Origin of the sequence: Dokdonella immobilis (assembly GCF_900115085.1) — a bacterium.
Classification (GTDB): Bacteria; Pseudomonadota; Gammaproteobacteria; order Xanthomonadales; family Rhodanobacteraceae; genus Dokdonella; species Dokdonella immobilis.
In genome coordinates this window covers 1-23774 of sequence record NZ_FOVF01000036.1, presented here as the reverse complement: position 1 = coordinate 23774, position 23774 = coordinate 1, and the positions used below count along the sequence as shown (strand labels likewise).

The window sequence follows — 23774 nt, the reverse complement described above, 5'->3', positions numbered from 1 at the left end:
GCACGCGCATCAAGGCCTGGCTGGCGCGACAGAAATCGTCGCGCTTGCGGTTCGCGATACCGATGCGCTTCCGTACATCAGTTCACCCACAGCGGGCAGGGCGGCGTAGCGGCCGGCATGCGTGGCTCGGGCGTAGTAGTGGATCTCGTGGACACCGGGCAGAACCTGCTCGCTGAAGAATCGCGCATGGCGGTCGTCGACATCCCGTTCGGCGAACCAGGGGCTGCCGCCATTCGAGCCTTTCGGCAGCTCAAGATCGGCGCCGCTCGCCAGTTCGAGGTCGACCGCGCGCAATCCACCCGGCAGGTCATCCGATATCGCGACGAAGTAGCGCAAGCGCGATGTGGACAGGCGCAGCGTAACGCGCACCCATTCCCCTTCGCGTACGCTCGATGCGGATATTTCCTTCCAGGCATGGCCACGAATGACGCTGTAGTGGCGTTCGAGCTGAAACCCGACCGCAGCCGGTGCGGAAGCTCGTGCATCGATGTCGTATCCGACCTCGGCGACCAGGCTGATCGGATCGCTCGCGTCCGCGTCGGTGCGCGCGGTCAGCTCGGAAGGCTTGCGTGAAAGCGCGTGTGACCACGTTGTCATGGATTGACCGTGCGCAATTTCGAGGCGTGTCGACGCGCCCGGCATCGACATTTCGACATGGATCGAAGCGTCGGTCGGCGACGGTGCGAGCGACGGGTTCGAGAATACCATCAGGCACTGTGCGCGGGTCTGCGAGTCCATGGCCGGTTCGCCGCCGCTGTAGAGGTCCATGAATCCGCGCTGGTATTCGGCACGAAGCCCGGCCGCATCCTCGGCGTGATCGAGGTCGCGCAAGGTGTCAAGGACGACGCACTGGTCGAGCATGGCCGTTTCGAACGGCCATTCCGGGTCGCTGCCTGCGCCGATCGATCGACTCATGCCGCGGCTCGGCCCGGCGTGCCGGAGCGCATCGACGAGCGCGTGGGTCTCTGTGGTCTTGAGCAAGCGGGTGGACAGTATCCGGGCAAGACGGGCGCGGCCACTCCAGCTGAGCCGATCGTGCGCCGACCAGAGCGCATCGAGCGTCCCGATCGGAACGGCGCCGGTCACCGATGCAGCGAAGGCGACTTCCTCTGCCACGAACCGATCGGCCCCAATCCTTTCCACAAGTTGCTGATCGTTCAGTCGCGTCGCGAGGGCAGAACGTGCGGACTTCACGATGTCGGCTGAAACGCCATAGCCCAGGGATTCGAGAAAATTCAATCCCTGGATCGAGTAGGTAGTGAGCATCAGGTTCGGTGGGCGGTGATTGCGCTCATCGTCGACCGCCAGGAAATGGAAGTTGCCGTCGTGGTCCTGGTACTTCCGGGCGTTCTGCAGCGTCGTGTCGATGACCTCGCGCGCATCGGGCCAGTCGCTGTCGGCAAAGCCATAACGGATGGCGACCGCGGCCGCGATCGCGCGACCGAGCATCGGTCCCCAGTACGGGTGGGCGTCGTCGCGCAATCCGACTGCCCAGGTCCTGACCAGTGCTGCGGTACTCCGGCTCGTCATGACGCGAATATTCGGGTCGATGGCGGCGGCGGGAATGGTTGGCAACTTGAGTCGCATGCCGCCTTCCGGAATCCAGCCGGCGACCGGAAGAGTTTCATGACGCAGTGTCGGAGACACTTCGATCGCGGCGACCACGCCGTGTTCGTCCCCGTTGCCCGATGCGGTGGCGCTGACCTCTATCCGGCCCGCCTCGCTCGGATTCGCAACGAGCGTAATCGATTGCTGCGCATTCGCTGCAAGCGTTCCGTTCCAGCGTCGGGCGGCATCGACGCCGGCCCCTTCTGCCTGCAGCCGAGCGTCGATGTGGACGTCATCGCGGCGCGCGCGAATGCTGGCGCGGAGCGTGGCCCGATCACCCACAAACACGCGTGCCGGACCATCGCTGCGGACTTCGATCGGCAGTGAGGCGCTGACCGTTGCCTCGGTCAGCGTGAACGCGTCGGCGTCATCGTTCGCCCAGGCGAGGATGCGCCAGCGCGTGAGGTTGTCCGGCAACCGGATGTCGAATGATCGATCGGCTCCAGGCTTCATCACGATGTCCGATTGCCAGAATGGCGACTCCGAAATGGTTCGACGCAAGGCGGCCGAACTCGAGACTTCGGATGCGATTCGCCCGCGTGAGCGCTCCATCCCCACACCCATATCGAAAAGGTCGGCGGGTTGAGGAGTCGATCCCGACACTACTTTCGTGTCGAGACGCTCGCCAAGCGCAAATTGGTAGCCGGGCACGAAGACCTCCGACAATGGAAAACCGGATTGCCTGCCAGGCTGCCGTTCCCACGCTCCGAGCCCGAACCAGAAAGGACGGTCCCACCTGTCGAGCCTTCCGAGCCACGCATCACCCGCGGGGTTCATCGCATCGGCGAGCGCTGGCGCGAGTGCCCGAACCGCATCGTCGACCACGCCCAATGTGACCTGCACGGATTCGGCGCGCGGATTGTGCAAGTGGACCTGGATGCGGTCGCCCGGCCTGACCTCGGTGCGATCGGTATTGATCACGACGGGTGTCGGTGCGGGCGCCCCGGAAGGGTGGATTTCCAGGCTCGCGATTTCCACCAGAGCGCCCTCGAATGCGCGGGGACCAAACGCCTCGTCGGCGGCATCGAGGACGACCGCCTTGATCGTCACGCCGGGAACCCAGCTGCGATCGATCGTCAGCGGAATCCGTGTCAGCTCGGAATCGACGTCAACGGTCCAGTGCTTGAGAACCCGGGCATGTTCGATGCTGACGAGCACCCTGGCCTTCGCGAACGGCTGCCGCAGGTCCAGATCGATGGTCGAGCCGAGGGCCGGATGCGGGTCGAGCGTCGTGAGGCTGGCCGCGCCTTCGGTATCTGGCGCCGGTCGCGAGCCCTCGAGCCAGGCGTAGCGATCGATCGATGACGGGGCAGCGTCGCCGCTGCGAGCGACAAACCGGTAGATGCCCGAGTGGCGGGGCCGGAACGGGCAATGCGTCGGCTGGCCAGCCTCGACGCGGCAGTGCGCGACGGCACGAAAGCGGGGTTCCTCTGCGTTGTCGTCGTCGATGCGCTCCTCGATATCGACATCAACCGAGGCATGCTCGGTCGACTCGCCGGTCGCCTTGATGACGATCGCCTCCAGTTCCGGGTCCCGGTCCGGACCGAGCACCGCGGGTGTGACCATCAGACCGACGAAGCGCGGGTAGCGACTGAAGATCAGGGCGGTGGTTGCGACCGTTCGAATGCTGGGAGAAATCGAAACACCCGCGCTCAGATCGAGTTTGCCGAACGGAATCGGTTGCCGCCGCGGTTCCTGCCCGGCGCGGGTCGTATCTGGTGCGCGCAACATGAGCGTGCGCTGGGCGTGGCCGTCGCGGTCGATCGACTCGAGCACGGGCTCCGCGTCGATCAGCGATTCGCCGGCGTCGCCGGCCGTATCCTGGAACGGATCGATGAAAGTGTACCCAGCGAAGCGCGGGTAGGCGCGTTCGAGCCGCATCGGCGAGAGCAACGAGCGAAACTCCGTTCGGGCGCCGACGGCAGGCCCGCCCGAGTAGTAGCCGGCCTCGGCATCGAGCTGGACCGGCTGATTTTCAAGGAGGATCGGCCGATCGGTCTTCAAGGCTGCCCAGAGCGCGTTGGCGTGATAGCTGGTCACGCGAAAGCAGGCGCCGAGCGCGTGGTCGGAATATCCGAGTGCGTCGTCGACATAGGCAAGGTTCGGGGAGAGGCAGTAGTCGCCGTCGTGAATCGATTTCGGCAAGGTGAGAGACCCGGCGAAACTGCCAAAGGCATCGAGCGTCGCGTCGAAGGTCGTGATCGCCGTCGTGTCGCCCCGCCGTGTCAGACGTAGCTTGAACGGGCCCGCGTTCGGCAGTGGCCGCAGATGGTTCCCGTTGCGCTGGCGAATCCACACCCGGTAGCGCACGAAATCGCCCGGACGATACAGAGGGCGATCGGAAACGCCCCATTCGGCGACTTCTCCATCACGGAGGACGTCGACGAATGGCTCGCCCGGGTCCAGCCAGGTCTTGCCGAGCGGGCTGGAAAACGGCATGACCGCGCGTTGGCCCCGACGCGTCACGCGCACCAGCGAATAGCCGCGGGCGGCGTCCTTGCCAAGGCCGGAGAGATCGAACTGTGCGACACCATCGTCGCCGGTTCGTGCGGTTGCGACGACCGAGCTCGAGTTCGGTCCGGTCAGGCGCAGCAGCTCGACCTTTGCATCTGCAACCGCGGTCGCGCCGCTCCAGTGCGTCACCCATACCAGGGCTTGATCGCGGGTACGGGCTGTCGTGACGTTGAACGCCGCATATGCGATCGCGTAGCTCGTCGGGGAGTAGTAGAGCCTGGAAGGAAGATCCAGCTTTCCGTCGACAAGCCCGCCGTGACGCGCGATGTCCGCAAGCGGCAGCGGTGGCGACAGTCGAACGGCCATGTTGCGGGTGCTCTCGGCCAACGTGGCCGAGCGCGATCCGAACTCGCGACCGCCAATTTCCCTGATGTCGACATTGAGCGCCGGCATGTTCACCATCGAGATCATCGGCGGCGGTCGGCTGCCCGGCAGGAGCAGCAGCCTTGGCGATTCCACAGCGAGCGAGGGAATGAAATCAGTCGAGGTGACGGCGATGCGATGCGGCCGAAGGATTCGCGCTCCTTCTGCCGAGACCAGCGAAGATGGAAGGTCGAACGACAAGAGGCTGTTCGGCGCATCCGATACGAGGCTGGCAATGGCGGCGGGACGACCGAGCTCCGTGACGGGCTTGCCGGACCATCTGGACGGTATTCCTTTGGCCGCCGCTTCATAGCGCAACCCGCGTGGGAGATGCGATCGCAACCATTCGTTGGCATCGGTCGACAACGGTTGCGAGAACCCCAGCGAGATCGGTTGCCCGGCAGGGCAGGCAATCGCGACTTCCTGGCTCGAATCGCTTGTAGCTGCAACGAAATGAGGCCGAAATTGCGGAACGGCCGATGACGACGACGATCTGCCTTCCTGATAGCCGTCGCCGCAGGCGACGTACCGAAGCCCGAACACCTCGTTGACGCCTGCCCGAAGCAGGATCTCATCCTGCAGGCCGGGCAGCGGCCCCTTGCTCGAGCGCAAGCCCGGCTTGATTCGCAACGACAGCGCATGGGATTTCGAATCGGTCGGTCGATAGTCGATCCGCCAGAGCCGGCTTTCCTCAGCGATTGGAATTTCGCGCGACTCCGTTAGCGGTATCAGCTTGAACGGCACCTGTTGATCGTCTTCGGCCAGGATCAGGGCAGTCGACAGCGCCATGGCCGAGACCGGCACGCTGACCCAGATGTTGATCACCGGGACACCCGCCTCCCAATGGTCGATCACGGCACCTCCTTCAGGGATTGAAGGTCGTTCGGTGTCGAAAACCCTGTCCTGCCGAGCGATCTCCCGGCCTTGCTGCGACCACAGTCCGCCGCGAATCGACAGTCGGTAGCGCGTGGCCTGTTCGAGCGCAGCACCCTGCTCCTGATGACAGGTCAATAGCGTATCGTCGGTCCAGGCCCAGCTGCAGTCGATCGGAGGAGTCACGACGATTGCGGATGGCGAGCCGCTGCCGAGCCAGGTCAGCATCGGTTCGCTGAAGGTGACCTGCAGGAATGAGGAGCCTGCGTTGACCTCGGTGATCGTCGGTGCCGGAGGTTCGGAAGCGCTGGTTTGCAGGCAGGCGAGGGCGCAAGTCAGCAACGCTGCAATCCATCGCGTTTTCGACATTGATCCATTCTCCAGATCGCACGATGGCGGCGAAGGTGCTTGCATGATGCACGCCGCAGTTGGAAGAGGCCAGCCAGCGCCAGCCGGAAGACATTCGAACGAGCCACGAACGGGCGACGCCGGTTGCGTCGACGAGCTCCCATCAGTGCGCGTGATCCTTGCTCGGGCGCCGGCATTCCAGGGTGTTCTGGACCCCCGTTGGCGCACAGAAAGGGATGCGGGATGGCGCGCAGGCATGGGTCGAGCAACGCCGGATGCCTCGGCTCGCACCTCTTGACTGACCGATCGATCGGTCAGTCAAGAGGTGCGAGCCGCCGTCCGAAACCCGCGAACAAGCAGGAAGGTGCCCGCCGTTTCAAGGGCTTCTTCGGGCCGCAAAGCTGGTCCGGCGTCATTGCGCGCGAGGTCATGACTGCACTGGCGACAGTGCCGTTCCTGACCCGCCGCCTGCTGGGCGCCGGTCTCTCGGATTCTATGGCCTCGCCGGATTACGGCAGGCACTGAACGGACCAGGACGCCATGCGTTCGGGCACGCCCGGGCTGACCGTGACGGACACCTGCCGGTCGCGGCCAAGCGGATGTCCGGCTTCGGGTCCCAGCCGAACTCGCTGGTCGGCGATGTGTGCCTCGCCGATGGCGACCATGGGTTCATGATGCGATCAATGCCGGTTGCTTCGTCGCCGGCGGGCCAATCCATTCGAAAACGCAGCGATAGGGTAGACCATCGCGCGGTGGCCGATCTCAGCCATCCGGCCGAGCCGATGCCTTCTGCCGGAGGGACGACTGCTGGAAGCGGGCTGCCGTTCCCTCGGGCAATCATGAATGCACGATGCGCGGCCGGTCGGAGACGATGAACTTCGCCGCTGTTTCCGGCCCTCGCAGACATCTTTGAGCCCGTTTTCGCGGAAAGTAGCGAAAAACGCGGGAAAAGCTTAGATTTGCCCGGCCAGACGGCCATCGCTTCACAGGGAGCGGTGCACTTAATGAGACCAGAGATGATGGCTACAAAAACCACTGCCAAGAAGAACACAAAAGCGAAAGCTGCTCCGAAGCCCGCCGCCACCGTCAAGCCGATCAAGGACGCTTTCGGGAAATCGGCCCTGATCGCGCATATTGCCGAGCTGGCCAGCGTCGAGGCGAAGCACGTCAAGGCCGTGCTCGCAGCGCTTGAAAACACGGTGCTTGGCGCCGTACACAAGAAGGGTGCGGGCACTTTCACCCTCCCCGGCCTGTTCAAGATCAACGCCGTCAAGGTGCCGGCCAAGCCGAAGCGCAAGGGCAAGAATCCCTTCACCGGTGAAGAGCAGGTCTTCGCAGCCAAGCCTGCCACCGTCAAGGTCAAGGTGCGGCCGCTGAAGAAGCTCAAGGACGCCGCCGTCTGAGTTGCCGCGGGTGTTTGCGTGGCATTGCCGCGCAAACACCCGCAACCGCAGCTACTTCCGCACCGGCGCATTCGAGTGACGTGCGTCGGCTCCGGGACTCGGGGCCTGTCGATTGCCCGAAGCGCTTCGATTGGGCGGGAGCGGGCAATCCGCACCGGTGTTACGGCGAGATCATCCCGATGGATTCGAGCCAGGCGCCCAGCAGGTCGGGCCAGCGGGTGATGGGGGATGCCGTGCGACGGAGCCCGAAGGCATGCCCGCCCTCGGTGTATACATGCATTTCCGCAGGGACACCGGCCTTTCTGAGCGCCGCGAAATAGACCAGCGAATTCTCGACCGGGTCGACCGGATCGTCCTGCGCATGCAGCAGGAACGTCGGTGGCGTTTTCGTGGTGACGGCAATGTCCGGATTGAGCGCGAAATCCTTCGCCGGCACGGCCAGATGTCCGGGATAGAGGGCCACGGCAAAATCCGGGCGGCAACTCTCCGCATCGGCTGCATCGACGGCCGGATAAAGGCGCTGCTCGAACTGCGTGCTCAAGGCAACGACCATGTGACCGCCCGCGGAGAAGCCAAGCACGCCGATCCGGTGCGGATCGATGTGCCATTCCTCGGCATGCAGGCGCACCAGGCCGAGCGCCCGCTGCGCGTCCTGCAATGCAGTCAGGCAGTTCCGGTAAGGACCTGATTTCGCGCAGGGCACGCGATATTTCAACAACACGCAGGTCATGCCGCTGGAAGTCACCCAGTCGCAGGCTTCGGTACCCTCGAGATCGATGGCCAGCACGTTGTAGCCACCGCCCGGGAACACGACCACGGCGGCGCCGGATTTGCGACGCTTCGGTGGGTAGACGGTCAGGGTCGGTTGCGAGACCTGCGCAACAAAGGTCCACGGCTTCCCGGCGACCAGCCGTTTGGCCGCCGGTCCCGAGGTTTCAGGCCCCTTGACGGGCTCCGCATCCGGAGCGGCGCCGGGCCAGATTTGCAGTTGGACATGCCCCGGCGAAGCCTGCCAGGCGGTCTGCGCTGCGCAGGGAATGGCAGACGACAGCCAAAAAAACAGACCGGCGGTCGCGCAGATTGATCTTAGTGACATGGTCCTTCCCTGGTCGACAGGTCGCGCACCGATCGCTGCCCTTGCAAGGAATTGTAGCTTGAGGAAACAACGCCGGCGCACGTCCTGTCTGGATCCGGTTCGCCGTGGCGTGCCAGAGATGACCTGGCAGCCGTCGACTCCGTGGCGACGCCCGGGGCCCGGAACCGGGCTTCGGTAACTTATCCAAATGTTCCCCAGGAAATGGAGGCGCGCAGAGCCGGCACGTCCCGCACTGCCAGCGATCCGCTGAATCCGCGCCGACGCGCCGACGCATCGCCGATCCCGAACGGCTACCGGCATCCCTGAGCCAGGGCCGCTCGGATCCTCACCTCATTGCGCAAGCCCGCGCGAGGTGCCTTCCCGTCGGGGTGAGCGAGGTCGTCCATACGGGCTATAGTGTACGGATGACGGACTTGCGCGGCTCGCTCGCAGGACGTGCTCCTTTCGGAGAAATGGACCCATGAGAACTCGTCCGTGTTGACCTACGTGTTCCTGCTGCTCGTCGCGGTCATGCTCGGTGCACTGGTCGTGCAGGTGAATCGACGCGCGCGTCAGCGCAATTTTCGGGCCTTTGCCGTGGCGACAGGCCGCACCCTGCAGCTTGAGTCGTGCGGCGGCACCAAGACGACCAGTCTGTACGAGTACCTTTATGCGCTGGCCACGGCACTTCGCACGCAGGCGGAACTGCACAATCTCGAACTGCACCCGGGTGAATTCAGTCAGGTCGTGAGCGACGCCATCGATTCAGCTTACCTGCTCAAGCGGGATCAGCCGAACACGGAGGTTGGGCGAGGGACCCTTGGGCTGTTCGCATCGTGCCTGGACGGCATCATGAGCAGCACGCCGTCCGGCCAGGTCAACCGCGGCGACGAGGCGCATTTCGTCGGCACCGCAGGTGGGCTGACCCTGCTCGCGAGCGCGGAATGGCATCCCGAATCGAATGCGGACCTGGTCACCTGCGCGCTGTCGGAATGCGCTCCACCGAAAGGCATGATCGAGTACTGGCGCGGCGCGGACCCGGCCCATCGGGAGCAGGTCGAAGCGGCCTTTGAACGCGTTGTTCGCACGGCTCTCGACCCGGCCACGGCTGCCTATGTCAGGCACAAGGTCTTCACCGACCTGCCGGACGCCGCCCGAGCGGCCGGCTGACATCCGGCACTGAGGGGACGCATTGCCGGCTGCATGTTCGTGGCCACGGCGTGATCGAAGCGTACCAGCGAGTCAAATCGGCGCACTTGCCCTGCATCGATCGGACATGGGCCTCGCCTAACCGCTCGGTGATGGATCCAGACTGCACCTCGAATTCGGACACCTGATCGGCGCTCGCGAAACTCGATGGCGCGGAAATGGCGCGCCCGGAGGGATTCGAACCCCCGACCACTGCCTTCGGAGGGCAGTACTCTATCCAGCTGAGCTACGGGCGCGCGGTGCGGAGCGCTTCGGGACGGGGCGGCAAAGCCAGCCGCGGCCGAAGCGGGCCAAGATTATAGCCCAGCTCGGCGCGGGATCGCGAAAGCCGTCCAGTTCGGCGCGCAATGACACGAGTGCCTCCCGCATATGCGTGCCGAGCCATCCCCACGACCGGGCGACGCAAGAGCGGGTGACCTGGCCGCGGGGCACGAGTCTCCGGGCCATGCCCTGCCCGAGGTCGTTCGAGGGACGGCGCACCGGTGCGGGTCTCCACGCCCGAATTCGGCTTCGTCAGCGACGGGTTCAGGTCCGCTGCGGCGGATCAATCCCCGAGCAGCGCCGATGCATGCGACGCCGCCATCCATTCCTCGTTGGTCGGTTCGACTGCAACGACGCTGGCGCTGTCGGCGCCCGAGATGATCGCGGCGTGGGCGGCATTCGCGGCGGCATCGAGGCGGATGCCGAACAGGCCCAGTTCGGCGCAGACGCGCTCGCGGATCACCGCATTGTGCTCGCCGATACCGGCGGTGAAGACGAGCAGGTCGATGCCGCCGAGGATCGCGGCGAGCGCGCCGATCTCGCGGACGATGCGGCGCACGTAGAGCTCGAGGGCCATCTTCGAGCGCGGGTTGGTCGCCTCGGTCGCCAGCAGCACGCGCGGATCGGAGGACACGCCGGAAACGCCGAGCAGGCCCGATTCGCGGTACAGCAGCTGGGCCATGCGCTGAGTGCTGAAACGGCCGGTCTCCATCAGCGACAGGACCACGCCCGGATCGAGCGCCCCGCAGCGCGTGCCCATCATCAGGCCGTCGAGCGCGGAAAAACCCATGGTCGTGGCGACGCTGCGCAGGTTGCGCATGGCGCAGAGGCTGGCGCCGCTGCCGAGATGGGCGACCAGGGTGCGGCCGCGGGCCAGCTCACCATGGCGTTTGCGCAGGGCGATCGCCTGGTACTCGTAGGACAGCCCGTGGAAACCGTAGCGGCGCAGGCCACTCTCCCAGGCGTCGTAGGGCAGCGGCAGCAACTGCTCGACCATCGGCACGGTCTGGTGGAAGCCGGTATCGAAACAGGCGACCTGGGGCACGTGCGGGTGCGAGGAAAGCAGCGAATCGATCGCTTCGAGGATGAACGGCTGGTGCAGCGGCGCGAGCGGAATCAGCCGACGCAAGTCGGCGAGCACGGCGGCGGTGAGGCGGGTCGGCTTGAAATAGTGGCTGCCGCCGTGCACGACCCGGTGCGCGACCGCATGCAGGCCCCCCGCCGGCACGTGGTTCGCGATGACCCCGCGGATGTGCTCGAGGGCGGCATGGAACGGCCGTTCCTCGTCGAGGACGAGTGCGTTCGGCTGCGTTTGCTGCGAATCAACATAGGTCGTCGAGGTTCCGCCGATGCCCTCGATGCGGCCGCGCCAGTGCGGCTGCAGCGGCGGCTTGCGGTGGGCGGCGTCAAACAGGGCGAACCTCAGACTCGACGAGCCTGCATTGAGGACGAGGATGGAGGATGCGGGTCGGTTCATGGCGGATGCGCTCGATAGTGCTGCGCGACAAGGACGGCCACCGCGCACGAGGCAATGCGGGTCTCGCCCGAGTCGGCGCGGCTGGTCAGGATGATCGGCACGCGCGCGCCGAGGACGATGCCGGCACTGGCCGCGCCGCCGAGGAATTCAAGCTGCTTGGCCATCATGTTGCCGCTTTCGAGGTCGGGTACGACGAGGATGTCGGCCTGCCCGGCGACCGGCGAGACGATGCCCTTGATACGCGCGGCGGCCATCGAAATCGCGTTGTCCATGGCCAGCGGTCCGTCGAGGATGCCGCCGGTGATCTGGCCGCGGTCGGCCATCTTGCACAGGGCCGCCGCATCGAGTGTCGCCGGCATGCGCGGATTGACCGTCTCGACCGCGGCGAGGATCGCCACGCGCGGCTCGTGCACGCCGATGATGCGGGCCAGGTCGATCGCGTTGCGCACGATGTCGGCCTTGGCCTCAAGGTCGGGCGCGATGTTGATCGCCGCGTCGGTGATGATGAACGGGCGCGGATAGCCCGGCGTCTGCATCAGGTAGCACTGCGAGAAGCGCCGGGCCGTGCGCAGGCCGAGTTCGCGATCGAGCGCGGCACCGATGAACTCGTCGGTGTGCAGGCTGCCCTTCATCAATGCATCGACCTTGCCGGCGCGGGCCAGTTCGACTGCACGCGCCGCGGCCGCGTGGCTGTGCTCGACATCCTCGATCTCGACATCGGCCAGGTCGAGGCCGGCGGCTTCGGCGGTGGCTTCGAGCCGGGACCGTGGCCCGACCAGCACAGGCACGATCAGGTTCGCGTCGCGCGCCTCGAGCGCGGCCGACAGCGAGGCTTCGTCGCAGGGATGGACGATCGCGCAGCGCACGGCCGGCAGGTCGCGCACCGCATCGAGCAGGCGGCGCACGCCGTCGCCATCGCTCAGGCGCACGTCGGGCAGGGTCGCCCGGCGACGCACGATTTTCTCTTCAGGCGCGATCACGCTGGCCTCGCCGGTGATCACTTCACGGCCGTCCTGGTTGATGCAGCGGCAGGCCAGGATCAGCTTGCGGGTGGCTTCGTCGCGTGCGCTCACTTCGACCGAGATCTTCAGGGTGTCGCCAATCCGGACCGGGGCGAGGAAGCGCAGGGTCTGGCCCAGATAGATCGTGCCGGGCCCGGGCAGGCGCGTGCCGAGCAGGGCCGAGATCAGCGCGCCACCCCACATGCCGTGGGCGATGACACCATGGAAGCGCGTCGAGGAGGCGAACTCGGCATCGACATGCTGCGGGTTGTCATCGCCGGAAAGGACCGCGAACAGTTGCACGTCGCTGGCGCTCAGCGTGCGCTCGATGCAGGCGCGATCGCCGATCGCGATTTCGGCAAAGGTGCGATTGCGCACGTAGCGCAGGTCGTCTTCGGGGAAGCGATCCCCGGTTGGCACGGGGGGCTTCGGTGCGGTCGTCATGGCGCAGGCATCTCCATGGGTACGATCCTCGCCCCAATGTGAGCCGGCGTCCAGCACGTGGCGGTTGAGCCGGCGGCTTCGTGCAGTTCGCGGCAGACGCGGTCGCGCCGCTTCAATGGCACAACAGCACCGGCAATGCTGCGTGCTGGAGCACGTGGCGTGTCGCGCCGCCGATGATCCATTCACTGAAGCGGCCGCGACCGTACATGCCCATGATCAGCAGGTCGGCCGACAGTGCCGTGCATTCGGCGAGCAGCCGCGCACCTGCCTCGTCGCTGCCGGCGCTGAAGGCGCGGCTTTCGAAGGCGATGCCGTGGCGGGCCAGATAGCCGTCGAGATCGAGCGGCGGTTTCCAGGCGATTTCGCGTGCGGCGCGCTTTTGTTCGCCTTCGAGCACGACGACGCGCCTGGCCCGCTTGAGCAGCGGCAACGCGGCGCGCAGCGCACGGGTCGCTTCGGCCGAACCGTTCCAGGCGAAAACGAGGGTGTCCAGCGCCAGCGCGTCGACCGGCCCCGCGGGCACCATGATCGCCGGCAGGGCCGTGGCGAAGATCAGGCTGGCAATGTCGCTCGCCGAACCCCAGGGATACTCGTCGTCGTGACCGAGCACGAACAGGTCATGCCAGGTTGCGATATCGGCCATCGCGTCGGGCAGGTAATCCTCGGCGACATGCCAGGCCGCATTGGCGACACCCATGGAATGCGCCCAGGCGACGAATCCGTCGCCGCTCTGGCGAGCCTCCGCGGCAATCGCCTCGGCATTGGCGAGGACGGTGGAAACGAGATCGGGCGTGCTGAAGCGCGGAATCGCCTGCAGCAGCGAAGGGTAGACATAGGTGCCGGTGACCGCGGCACCGATCCGGGCGGCGAGCCTGACGCCGAACTCGACGCTGCTGGTCCGGCTGCGGCATTGGCAGGTATTGATCAGGATGTTTTGCATGGGGTGCGTCCGCAAGGTTCAAATCGTCAGACTGCAGCCTAGAGCCGGGCCGTCGCCGGAGGCCTGATCCAGATCAAGTTCGGGCGTTGTCGCATGAACGCCGACGGCATGCCCGCCGGATGATCCAGATCAACACGGCGGCCCTGCGCGGCACCGAGAATGGCGCCATCCTGCCAACGGAGTCTCCGCATGAACCGCACCGAAGCCGCTTCCCCCTCCGTCCGCGACAGCGCCGATCCCTACTGCTGGCGCGAAACCCTCGACAACGGGACGCAAATCACGATCCGCGCGATCCGCACTGAAGATGGCCCGCTGGAGCGCGAATTCATCGCCGGTCTTTCACCCGAGACGCGACGCATGCGCTTTCTCGGCCAGATCGGCGAGCCGAGCGATGACCTGATCCGAAGCCTGACCGATCTCGACTTCAGCCACGACATGGCCCTGATCGCGACGGTCGAACAACGTGGCCAGACCGTCGAGGTCGGCGTGAGCCGCTATGCGACCGGGGAGGATCGCAGCGTCGGTGAGTGCGCGATCGTGGTCGCCGACGACTGGCAGCACCGCGGCATCGGCACCCTGCTGATGCAGCGCCTGATCGAGGTGGCGCGCGGCCGCGGCATGAAGCGGCTGTTCTCGATCGATGACTCGGAGAACGCCAGGATGCGCGAGCTTGCCGAAGAGCTCGGCTTCAAGCGCCATTTCGATCCCGGCAATCCGCACGAGGTCGTGCACAGCCTCGACCTCGGCTGAGTCCCCAACACGATCCCGGGGACGCTCGCGAACGCCTGAAACATTCCGCCCGCACACTCCTGCGGCCGCAACGTGCGGAGTGGGCCGGGGCGAGGCGTGCAGTGAAGATCCTCATGCTGTCGGACGTGTATGTTCCGCGCGTGAACGAGGTGTCGACTTCGATCCGCACGTTTTGCCGCGAACTCGTCGGTGCCGGGCACGAGGTCACGGTCGTCGCTCCCGACTACGGTGGCAGCGTCGGCGCAGACGAATTCGAAGTCATCCGCCTGGGCTCGCGGCGGATTGCCTTCGACCCCGAGGACCGCCTGATCAAGGCCGGCGCCGTGCGCGCCCTGCTACCGCGCCTGGCCGAATGCCACTGAGATGTGATCCATGTGCACACGCCCTTCCGGGCCCACCAGCTCGGCGTGCGCCTGGCGCGATTGACCGGGCGGCCGATCCTCGAGAGCTACCACACCTATTTCGAGCAATACGTCGCCAACTACCTGCCGTGGGTGCCGAACCGGCTTGGCCGCTACGCCGTTCGCGGTTTTTCCCGGCGCCTCGGCCGCCAGGTCGACCACCTGCTCGTGCCATCGCGGCAGATGGCCGACGTGCTCGAGGGCTACGGCATCACGACGCCAGCGACGATCCTGCCGACCGGCATCCGCCTCGAGGAATTCGAGGGTGGCGACGGTGCCCGCTTCCGTCGCGAGCAGGGCATCGACGCAGGCGCGCCGGTACTGCTCACCGTCGGACGCCTGGCCATCGAGAAGAATGTCGCCTTCCTGCTCGAGGTGCTGGCGCGGCTGACTCCGGAATTCCCGCGTCTGCTGTTCGTGATCGCCGGTGAAGGTCCCGATGCCGGCCGCCTCGCCGAACTCGTCGCGACGCGCGGCCTCGCCGCCAACGTGCGCTTCGTCGGCAATCTCGATCGCCGCACCGGCCTGCTCGATTGCTATCGTGCCGCCGATCTGTTCGTCTTCGCCTCGGGCACCGAGACCCAGGGTCTGGTCCTGATCGAGGCCATGGCCCTGGGCCTGCCGATCGTGTCGACCGCCGTGATGGGCAGCGCGACGGTGCTGGCCGAGGCACGCTGTGCACGCATCAGTACCGAGGATGTCGACGAATTCGCCGGCCATGTCGCACCGTTGCTGCGCAATCCGGATCAGCGCCTGGCCCTCGCCCAGGCCGGCCCCGATGATGCCCGCGCCTGGGCCGCCCCGGCCCTCATGCAAAAGGCCGTGGCCCTGTACCGGCGTCTCGCCGATCGTGCTGGCGGCGCCCTCGAGGCCGCCCCGGTCGTCCCCGAGTCCCGGGCCGCGGAGCAGCGCCGGATCAGCCGCTGACTTCGCGCTCGAATCGCCGAATGTCGGCCCGTTGACATGGATCAAGATGGGCGCGGCCATGCCACGGCAAGATTCGCCCATGGCTACCCAGACCCTCATTCATCCCCAACTCGCCCGGGCCCCCGTGTTCGATGCGGAGCTGATCGCGCGCTATGACATCAACGGTCCGCGCTACACCTCGTATCCGACCGCGCCACATTTCCACGAGCGCTTTTCCGAAGCCGATCTGCGCAGCATCGCGCACGCCTCGAACGAGGATCCGATCCCGCGCGCGCTCTCGGTGTATGTGCACATCCCGTTCTGCCTGAGTCCGTGCTTCTACTGCGGCTGCACGCGCATCATCACGCGTGACCGCGGTCGCGCGGACGGCTATCTCGAGCATCTGTTGCGCGAGATCGAGATGACCGCGCCGATGTTCGATGCCGATCGCCCGGTCAACCAGCTGCATCTTGGTGGAGGTACGCCGAATTTCCTCGATGCCGGGCAGATGCGGCGCTTGCTGGATGGCCTGACCAAGGGCTTCACGCTCTCCGACGCGCCCGAGCGCGAATTTGGCATCGAGGTCGATCCGCGCTACTGCGATGCCGACACCGTGCGCATGCTGGCCGAGGTCGGCTTCAACCGCATCTCGCTGGGTATCCAGGATTTCGATAGCGACGTGCAGCAGGCGGTCAACCGCGTGCAGAGCGTCGAGCAGACGCGTGCAGTCGTCGAGGCGGCCCGCGAGCATGGCTTCCGCTCGGTCAGCGTCGACCTGATCCACGGTCTGCCGAAGCAGACGACGGAGAAGTTCGCGAAGACGCTCGAGCACGTCATCGCCCTGCATCCGGACCGCGTCGCGACCTATTCCTACGCGCACATGCCCGAGCGCTTTCGTGCGCAGAACCAGATCAATGCAGCCGACCTGCCCGACGCGGCCACGCGCCTGGCCCTGATCGGGCAGACCACGGATACGCTGATCCGGGCCGGCTATCGCTATATCGGTCTCGATCATTTCGCCCTGCCCGAAGACGACCTGTCGCGCGCCCAGCGCCTGGGCACGATGCAACGCAATTTCCAGGGCTACTCGACACATGGCGATTGCGATCTGATCGGCCTCGGCATGAGCTCGATCGGTCATGTCGGGCGCAGTTTCCACCAGAACGCGCGCACTCTCCTGGAATACTACGCGGCCATCGACGACGGCCATCTGCCGGTCCGGCGCGGGATGTTCCTGACCGATGACGACCTGGTCCGGGCCGACGTCATCCAGCAGCTCATGTGCCATGGCGACCTCGACATGGAGGCATTCCAGCAGCGTTACGGCGTGGCGTTCCGCGAGTACTTCGCGGACGAGCTGGTGCGACTGGCCGCCCTGCAGAAGGACGGCCTGGTCGACATCCTGCCGCAGGGTCTGCAGGTCACGTCCCGCGGCCGCTTCCTGCTGCGCATCATCGCCATGTGCTTCGATGCCTACCTCGGCAAGGACCGCGGAATGCCCGGAGCCAACCCGCCGAGCTATTCGAAGGCCCTGTAGGCGAATAGCCAGACCGATTCCCGGATTGCCGGTGTGTCCGGCGCGCCCGACGGCGACCGGCATGCGACAATGATCCGACCATGCCGAGCCCAAGCCCCATCGTCAACCTGCGGGAGTTGCGCCAGTCCTGCGCCGACTGCGCCCTGAGCCAGCTGTGCTTGCCGGCCTCGATCGGTGGTGACGATCTCGAGCGCCTGGACCATGTGGTCAAGCAGCGCGTGCCCCTCGAGCGGGGCGCCATCGTCTTTCATGAAGGCGCCCATCACCCGGCCCTGTTCATCGTGCGCTCGGGCTCCCTGAAAACCTACACGACGCTTCCGGAAGGCGACGTGCAGATCCTCGGTTTCCATATCGCCGGCGAACTGGTCGGCCTCGATGGTCTGGCCGGCAACGGTTTTCGCTGTTCGGCCGAAGCGCTCGAACATTCGAGCCTGTGCGAGGTGCCGTTCGATGCCCTGAGCGCGGTCGCGGCCAAGGTGCCGGGCCTGCAGCACCAGCTGTTCCGCGTCATGAGCCGGGAATTCGGACGCGAGCAGCAACATCCGGTCATGATGGGGCGCAAACAGGCGATGTCGCGCCTGGCCATCTTCCTGCGCAGCCTTTCCGAGCGCCTGCAAGGCCTCGGCCACGACCCCTACCAGCTCTCCCTCAGCATGTCGCGCCAGGAACTGGCCAACTATCTCGGGCTCGTCATCGAAACGGTCAGCCGCTTGTTCTCGCGCATGCAGACGCTCGGCGTGCTCAAGGTCGATCGGCGCCACGTCCATATCCTCGATCCTGCCGCCCTGGCCACACTGGCCGAGAAGCCCGACGAGGATTAGGGCCGCGGACCCGAAATTCGCCACGCTTCGCGTAGGAGCGCCTTCAGGCGCGATGCTAACAACGAAGCAGCAACGCGAGGGCGGCCATCGAAGCCCGCGCAAACCACCACGTTATCCGTAGGAGCGCCTTCAGGCGCGATGCTCTTTGCAAGGGCGAGAAAGACATCGCGCCTGAAGGCGCTCCTACGACCAACAATCAGAGCAACAATTTGACCCAGGGCCCGCCGCGCCCGACCCACTACGGCGCGCAATCGAACGGCAGCCAGCCATGAAGCCATGGGGCGTGGCCGATCAGCAGCGGCGAGGCCAGGGTCAGGGCCGCGCAGGCCAGCAGGAAATAGCCGGCCGACTGCCGCAGGCGCGGCTTCGAGGAAAGTTGCAACAACCGCGGTGCGCCCCAGGATGTCGCCAGCATCGCCGGCAGCGTACCGAGTCCGAACGCGGCCATGACGGCCGCCGATTGCAGCGGTTGCGCACTGAGCGCGGCGACCAGCAGGATCGTGTAGACGAAGCCGCAGGGCATCCAGCCCCAGAGTGCACCGAACGCCATTGCCCGAGGCAGGCTGGTCACCGGCATCAGGCGCCGGCCGAGCGGGGCCAGCTTCGGCCACAGCTTCCTGCCGAGCGAGGAGCCCGGATCGCGCAGGACGCCGAGCATGACCAGCGCCGCCAGCAGCAGCGCCGCCGCGCTGGCGAAACGCAGGGCCAGGCGTACGCGTTCGATGTCGAGCAGGGCGATCAGGGCGCCGCCGACGGTGCCGATCAGCAGGCCGGCCAGGGTGTAGGAAAGTATCCGGCCGAGCTGGTAGCCGAGCAGCAGCGAACGGCGCGGTCGTCCATTGGCGTCCTTGGCCGTGGCCACGCCGAGCGCCATCGAAATGCCCCCACACATCAGCATGCAGTGGCCGCTGGCCAGCAGGCCGAGCGCCAGTGCGGCGACGATGGTCAGCGAGCCGCTCACGATTCCCGCTCTTCGGTGCTGGTCTCGGCGTCCTCGCTGAGCGGTGTCAGCGCCGGCGTATCGAGATCGTCGAACTGGGCATGGTTGACCGCCCAGAAGAAGGCCCAGACGCCGACGCCGAGCAGGACCAGGCTGATCGGGATCAACAGCAGGATGATGTTCATGCCGTGGCCTCGCGCGCTGGCTTGTCGACCGCCAGCGCTGCGGTCGACGCCGGACCCGACGGACGCCGGCCGATGCGCAACGAATTGAGGATGACGACGATCGAGCTGGCCGACATGCCGATCGCAGCCAGCCACGGCGGTACCCAGCCGATTGCGGCCACCGGCACGACGGCCAGGTTGTAGGCCAGCGCCCAAGCCAGGTTCTGTTTCAGTCGCACGAGCATCTCGCCGGCGATCCGGCGCGCCTCGAGCAGGGTATCGATCCGGCTCGAGGCGAGCAGGATGCCGCTGGCGGCATGCGCCATCGCGCTGCCGTTGCCGATCGCGATGGCGACGTCGGCGCCGGCCAGCACCGGCGCGTCGTTGATGCCGTCGCCGACCATGGCCACGACATGCCCGGCCTCGCGCAAGGCCTCGAGGCGGGCCAGCTTGTCCGCCGGGCTGGCTTTGGCCAGGCGGTCGCCGATGCCAAGGCGGTCGGCCACCGCGTCGACCCGGGTCCGGCAATCGCCGCTGAGGATTTCGCAGGCGATACCCTGCGCCATGAGGCCGCGAATCAGCCCGGCGGCGTCGGCGCGCGGCTGCTCGCCGACCACAAAGCGGGCGATTTCGCCGGATTCATCGGCGAGGACCAACGCGTCGGATTGCGTGACGAATTCGCTCGCGCCACCGGCCAGCGCGAATTCCTCACGTCCAAGTCGATAGTGGATGCCGCCGACATCGCCTTCGACGCCGGCCCCCGCAATCTGTCGCAAGCGCTCCGCCGAGCGCACGGGCGCGGAGGCCGCCATGCGGCGCAGGGCCAGGGCGAGCGGATGCGTGCTGCCTTGCTCGAGCGCGGCGGCAATGCCGAGTGCATCGTCGAGCGTACCGCGCCTGATCTCGATGTCTTCGCGATCGAAGCTCGGCTCGGTCAGGGTGCCGGTCTTGTCGAAGACGAAGCGATCGGCGGTGGCCAGCGCCTCGAGCGCATCGGCATCGACGACCAGCACGCCGCGCTCGGCGAGCACGGCGACCGCGCGGGTCAGTGCCGCCGGCACGGCCAGGGCGAACGCGCAGGGGCAACTGACGACGAGCACGGCCAGCGCTGCCGGCAAGGCCCGCGCCGGATCGAACCAGGTCCAGGCCAGCGCCGTCAGCACGGTCACTCCGAGCACGCGCAGCACGAACCGGGCCGCGCGTGCGTCAGCGACGCGAGCCAGGCGCGGGCGTTCGCTGGCCGCCTGGGTGACCATGCGGACGATGCCGGCGAGCACGGTGTCGGCGCCGATGCGGCGGACCACGATTTCGATCGGTCCATCGATGACCAGGCTGCCAGCGATCACGGACTGTCCCGGATCGCGTCGAACCGGCGTCGATTCACCGCTGAGCAGGGATTCATCGATCCGGCAGGAGCGGTCGCGCAGCTCGCCATCGGCCGGTATGGCGGCGCCGCTGGCCACGCGAACGATGTCGCCGGCTTCGAGCTCGTGGACCGCGACGCTGACGAAGCCGGCAGCCTCGCGGCGCTCGGCCAGCGCCGGTTGCAGGCGCGACAGCGCATCGACGACGTCGCCGGCACGGTGCCGGGCGCGCATCGCGAGGTGGCGACCGAGCAGCAGGAACAGCACGAACATGCTGACCGAATCGAAATAGATCTCGTGGCCACCGACGATCACTCCGACCAGGCTGGCCGCGTAGATCAGGCCGATCGCCAGGGCTACCGGGGTATCCATCGACAGGCGTCGCGAGCGCCACTCGCGCAGCGCGCCGCGAAAGAACGGCTGCGCCGAATACAGCACGACCGGGGTGGCGACGAGGAAACCGAGCCAGCGGAAGAATTCGCGCACGGCCGGATCGATGCCGTCGAAGACGCCTGCGTACAGGGCCACGGCCATCATCATCGCCTGCATCGTGCCGAGGCCGGCCACGGCCAGGCGCTTCATCGCGTCGCGCGATTCGCGCTGGCGCTGCGAGTCGATCATCTCGGCAGTCAGCGGATGCGGCGCATAGCCGAGCCGGGCCAGTGCAGTCAGCAATCCGGACAGGGCGACCTGGCGCGGATCGAAGCCGAGCACGACGCGCCGCGCCAGCGCATTGACCCCGACATCGAGAACGCCTGGCGTACCGCGCATGGCGCGCTCGATCAGCCAGGCGCAGGCCGAACAGCGCAGGCCGTCGACGAGGACGATCACTTCGGCGCGATCGGCGGCCGCTTCGCGGACATGCAGGCGGCGCAGGGCGGGTCGGTCCCAGGCGCTGTAGTCGAAGTCGAGATCACTGCGCAGGGCCGGCTCGCTACGCAAGCGGTAGTAGTCGCCCAGGCCGAGCGTGTCGATCCATTCGGCAGCGGCCTTGCAGCCCGGACAGCAGACCGCGCGCTCCCGGCCCTGTACGCGGGCGAGGACGACCGGTGCCGCCGGATTCGGCTCGCCGCAGTGAAAGCAAGCCGTCGCGTTCACGACGCCTGCCCATGCTCCGTCGGTTTCGCCGCCTCGGTGGTCGGGGCGCGCTGGATCGGCGGGATGCGGCTCGGCCGCGGCACGTCGTTCGGGACCACGATATGGGTGTCGGGCGTGTGGATCGCGCTCGACAGCAGGGCGAACGAACCGACCACCATCGCGCCGAGCAGGACCAGCATCAGCCACACCTCGGGAACCCGGTACCAGGCCAGTGACGGTACTTCGCGCGCTGCAGTGTTCATGGCGACTCCGGAGCAAAGAAGTGGCTGTCGCCACGGACCAGCACGTTGCCCTGCGCATCGACGACGGTCACCGAAATCGGCTGGCGTCCGTGCACGGTGCCGCTCTCGGCGCGCAGCGTCAACGGAAGCGAGTACACCTCGTTCGGGGCCAGGGTGACGGACGGCCGGCCGATCATGCGTAGCGGCAGGTCGGTCTCGGTGCGCAGCGAGAGCAGCATGTCGGCATCGGTCTTGTTGACCAGCTTGACGTTGTAGCTGTTCTCGATGGCGCCCTGGCCGATGGTGCGGAACAGGGCGTTGCGGTCGTGCAGGACTTCGATGATGACCGCATCACGCGCCGACACCAGCCACAGGAAAGCGCCGATGACGCTGGCCAGGATGCCGGCGTAGATCAGGGTACGCGGTCGCAGCACGCGCTGCGGCTTGCCGACCAGTGAGTTCTCGGTGGTGTAGCGGATCAGTCCGCGCGGATACTCCATCTTGTCCATGACCGCGTCACAGGCGTCGATGCATGCCGCACAGGCGATGCACTCGATCTGCAGGCCTTCGCGGATGTCGATGCCGGTCGGACAGACCTGCACGCAGGCCAGGCAGTCGATGCAGTCGCCGAGCACGCGCTGCTGGCCATCCGGCACGGTGGCGTCGAGCGGATTGAACGCGACCACCGACTCCCCTGCAGGCACGAATCGCTCGGCAGCTCTCCTGCGATGGCCACGCGGTTCGCCGCGCAGCGGGTCGTAACTGATGACCAGGGTGTCGCGGTCGAACATCGCGCTCTGGAAGCGCGCATACGGGCACATGTACTTGCACACCTGCTCGCGCAGGAAACCGGCGTTGCCGTAGGTGGCAAAACCGTAGAACACGATCCAGAACGATTCCCAGCCGCCGAGGCCGCCGTTCAGCGCCTCGTGGCCGAGCTCGCGGATCGGCGTGAAGAAACCAACGAAGGTGAAGCCGGTCCACAGCGCGAAGACGATCCAGACGAACTGCTTGGCCGACTTGCGCAGGAGCTTTTCCGCGGTCCACGGCGCCTTGTCCAGGCGCATGCGCGCATTCCGGTCGCCCTCGATCTTGCGCTCCATCCACAGGAACACCTCGGTCCATACCGTCTGCGGGCAGGCATAGCCGCACCACAGGCGTCCGGCCAGCGCGGTGAAGAAGAACAGGCTCAATGCGGCGATGATCAGGAGCAGGGTCAGCAGGTAGAAATCCTGCGGCCAGAAGGTCAGCCCGAAGACATGGAAACGCCGTTCCGGCAGGTCAAACAGGACCAGCTGCTGGCCCCCGATGCTGATCCACGGGAACGCATAGAACATGCCGAGCAACCAGAACACGGCGGCCGTGCGCAGGCGCTGGAAGCGGCCGTCGACCTCGCGCGGGTAGACCTTGGGTTCCTTGGCATACAGGGAACCGGTGGCGTCGGCGACGACGATGTCGATTTTGGATTTATTGTTCATGATCTAGTTTGCCGCTGCCGCTGCCGCTGCCGCTGCCGCTGCCGCTGCCGCTGCCGCTGCCAGGCACCGTGGGCAGGATATTCCGCTCACTCGTCGTCCCGGCGCAGGTGGGGACCCAGTGGCTCTGCATTTCGCGCCCTTCAACATCGCTTCGCGGCGCATTCTTGGAGTGAAAGCCAAGCTTTCACTCGCCTGCGGCGAGCGAGTTACTTCTCTTTGCGTGGCCAAAGAGAAGTAACCAAGAGAAAGAGCACCCCGATGCAGCGGTCTCCGGGCATCCTGCCCTGCGACTTCGCGCAGCGGCTCCGGGGTTGGCTGACAGTCCATCCATGGACTGGCAGCCAACTGGCTCGCCTCCCTGCGAGCCACCCTGCGGGCCTTTTCTCCGCCGCTGCGCCACTGCATAGGGGCCCCATTCACTGCGCATCCTGCGCAGCCAAGACCAAGCAGATCCCCGCAAGCATGCAACTGGGCCGCCGCCGCGGCTCCTGATCTTCCTTCTCCCGCCTTGCGGGAGAAGGTGCCGCAGGCGGATGAGGGGCTTTGGCTTTGGCTGTCGCGTTTGCTCTTCGCTCTGG

General features: G+C 66.5%; 17 protein-coding genes and 1 tRNA gene. 7 read left to right on the top strand and 11 right to left on the bottom strand.

What is annotated here, in order from left to right; genetic code table 11:
- Positions 1 to 9: 9 nt before the first annotated feature.
- Entirely contained in the window at positions 10 to 5727 is a 5718-nt protein-coding gene (locus BM125_RS17425; protein ID WP_175498172.1) for an alpha-2-macroglobulin family protein, read from the bottom strand.
- Positions 5728 to 6725: 998 nt separating this feature from the next.
- Between BM125_RS17425 and BM125_RS17420 the strand changes: the two genes are divergently transcribed.
- Complete coding sequence (locus BM125_RS17420) at positions 6726 to 7109, top strand: HU family DNA-binding protein (RefSeq protein WP_092410372.1); 384 nt, start codon at positions 6726 to 6728, stop codon at positions 7107 to 7109.
- A gap of 160 nt (positions 7110 to 7269) precedes the next feature.
- Here BM125_RS17420 and BM125_RS17415 read toward each other — a convergent pair whose 3' ends face one another.
- Complete coding sequence (locus tag BM125_RS17415; RefSeq protein ID WP_092410352.1) at positions 7270 to 8205, bottom strand: alpha/beta hydrolase; 936 nt, start codon at positions 8203 to 8205, stop codon at positions 7270 to 7272.
- 474 nt (positions 8206 to 8679) lie between these two features.
- Between BM125_RS17415 and BM125_RS17410 the strand changes: the two genes are divergently transcribed.
- On the top strand, positions 8680 to 9354 hold the full coding sequence (locus tag BM125_RS17410) for a hypothetical protein (protein WP_092410350.1): 675 nt from the start codon (positions 8680 to 8682) through the stop codon (positions 9352 to 9354).
- 198 nt (positions 9355 to 9552) lie between these two features.
- Here BM125_RS17410 and BM125_RS17405 read toward each other — a convergent pair.
- From BM125_RS17405 to BM125_RS17390, 4 genes are all read right to left on the bottom strand, one after another.
- Positions 9553 to 9629 (bottom strand) — tRNA-Arg (locus BM125_RS17405).
- A gap of 308 nt (positions 9630 to 9937) precedes the next feature.
- A complete protein-coding gene (locus BM125_RS17400) occupies positions 9938 to 11131 on the bottom strand; it encodes an acetate/propionate family kinase (protein WP_092410348.1) in 1194 nt (397 codons plus the stop codon).
- Complete coding sequence (locus BM125_RS17395; RefSeq protein WP_092410346.1) at positions 11128 to 12576, bottom strand: bifunctional enoyl-CoA hydratase/phosphate acetyltransferase; 1449 nt, start codon at positions 12574 to 12576, stop codon at positions 11128 to 11130. Before BM125_RS17395 ends, BM125_RS17400 begins: the two co-directional genes overlap by 4 nt.
- Positions 12577 to 12688: 112 nt before the next feature.
- Positions 12689 to 13516 (bottom strand): universal stress protein, encoded by an 828-nt coding sequence (locus tag BM125_RS17390; protein WP_092410344.1) that lies wholly within the window; start codon positions 13514 to 13516, stop codon positions 12689 to 12691.
- Positions 13517 to 13705: 189 nt separating this feature from the next.
- Between BM125_RS17390 and BM125_RS17385 the strand changes: the two genes are divergently transcribed.
- The 5 genes from BM125_RS17385 to BM125_RS17370 all read left to right on the top strand — a co-directional run bounded on the left by BM125_RS17385 (position 13706) and on the right by BM125_RS17370 (position 17931).
- On the top strand, positions 13706 to 14266 hold the full coding sequence (locus BM125_RS17385) for a GNAT family N-acetyltransferase (RefSeq protein ID WP_175498171.1): 561 nt from the start codon (positions 13706 to 13708) through the stop codon (positions 14264 to 14266).
- Positions 14267 to 14367: 101 nt separating this feature from the next.
- A complete protein-coding gene (locus BM125_RS21080) occupies positions 14368 to 14628 on the top strand; it encodes a glycosyltransferase (RefSeq protein ID WP_217647909.1) in 261 nt (86 codons plus the stop codon).
- 12 nt (positions 14629 to 14640) lie between these two features.
- Positions 14641 to 15594 (top strand): glycosyltransferase, encoded by a 954-nt coding sequence (locus tag BM125_RS17380; RefSeq protein WP_217647908.1) that lies wholly within the window; start codon positions 14641 to 14643, stop codon positions 15592 to 15594.
- A gap of 79 nt (positions 15595 to 15673) precedes the next feature.
- Positions 15674 to 17110: an oxygen-independent coproporphyrinogen III oxidase gene (hemN, locus tag BM125_RS17375; protein ID WP_092410340.1), complete on the top strand. Its 1437-nt coding sequence runs from the start codon at positions 15674 to 15676 to the stop codon at positions 17108 to 17110.
- Between the two features lie 80 nt (positions 17111 to 17190).
- The gene (locus BM125_RS17370; protein WP_092410338.1) at positions 17191 to 17931 is read left to right on the top strand and encodes a helix-turn-helix domain-containing protein; all 741 of its coding nucleotides are present in this window, start codon (positions 17191 to 17193) and stop codon (positions 17929 to 17931) included.
- 238 nt (positions 17932 to 18169) lie between these two features.
- Here BM125_RS17370 and BM125_RS17365 read toward each other — a convergent pair whose 3' ends face one another.
- Genes BM125_RS17365 through ccoG form a run of 5 tightly spaced genes read right to left on the bottom strand, consistent with a single transcriptional unit; the run spans position 18170 to position 23196 of the window.
- A complete protein-coding gene (locus tag BM125_RS17365; RefSeq protein ID WP_092410336.1) occupies positions 18170 to 18892 on the bottom strand; it encodes a sulfite exporter TauE/SafE family protein in 723 nt (240 codons plus the stop codon).
- On the bottom strand, positions 18889 to 19056 hold the full coding sequence (ccoS, locus tag BM125_RS17360) for a cbb3-type cytochrome oxidase assembly protein CcoS (RefSeq protein ID WP_092410334.1): 168 nt from the start codon (positions 19054 to 19056) through the stop codon (positions 18889 to 18891). The genes BM125_RS17365 and ccoS overlap by 4 nt, the downstream gene beginning before the upstream one ends.
- Positions 19053 to 21497 (bottom strand): heavy metal translocating P-type ATPase, encoded by a 2445-nt coding sequence (locus BM125_RS17355; protein ID WP_175498170.1) that lies wholly within the window; start codon positions 21495 to 21497, stop codon positions 19053 to 19055. Before BM125_RS17355 ends, ccoS begins: the two co-directional genes overlap by 4 nt.
- Positions 21494 to 21739 (bottom strand): hypothetical protein, encoded by a 246-nt coding sequence (locus tag BM125_RS20350; RefSeq protein WP_175498169.1) that lies wholly within the window; start codon positions 21737 to 21739, stop codon positions 21494 to 21496. The genes BM125_RS17355 and BM125_RS20350 overlap by 4 nt, the downstream gene beginning before the upstream one ends.
- Complete coding sequence (gene ccoG, locus BM125_RS17350; protein ID WP_092410330.1) at positions 21736 to 23196, bottom strand: cytochrome c oxidase accessory protein CcoG; 1461 nt, start codon at positions 23194 to 23196, stop codon at positions 21736 to 21738. The genes BM125_RS20350 and ccoG overlap by 4 nt, the downstream gene beginning before the upstream one ends.
- Between the last annotated feature and the right edge of the window lie 578 nt (positions 23197 to 23774).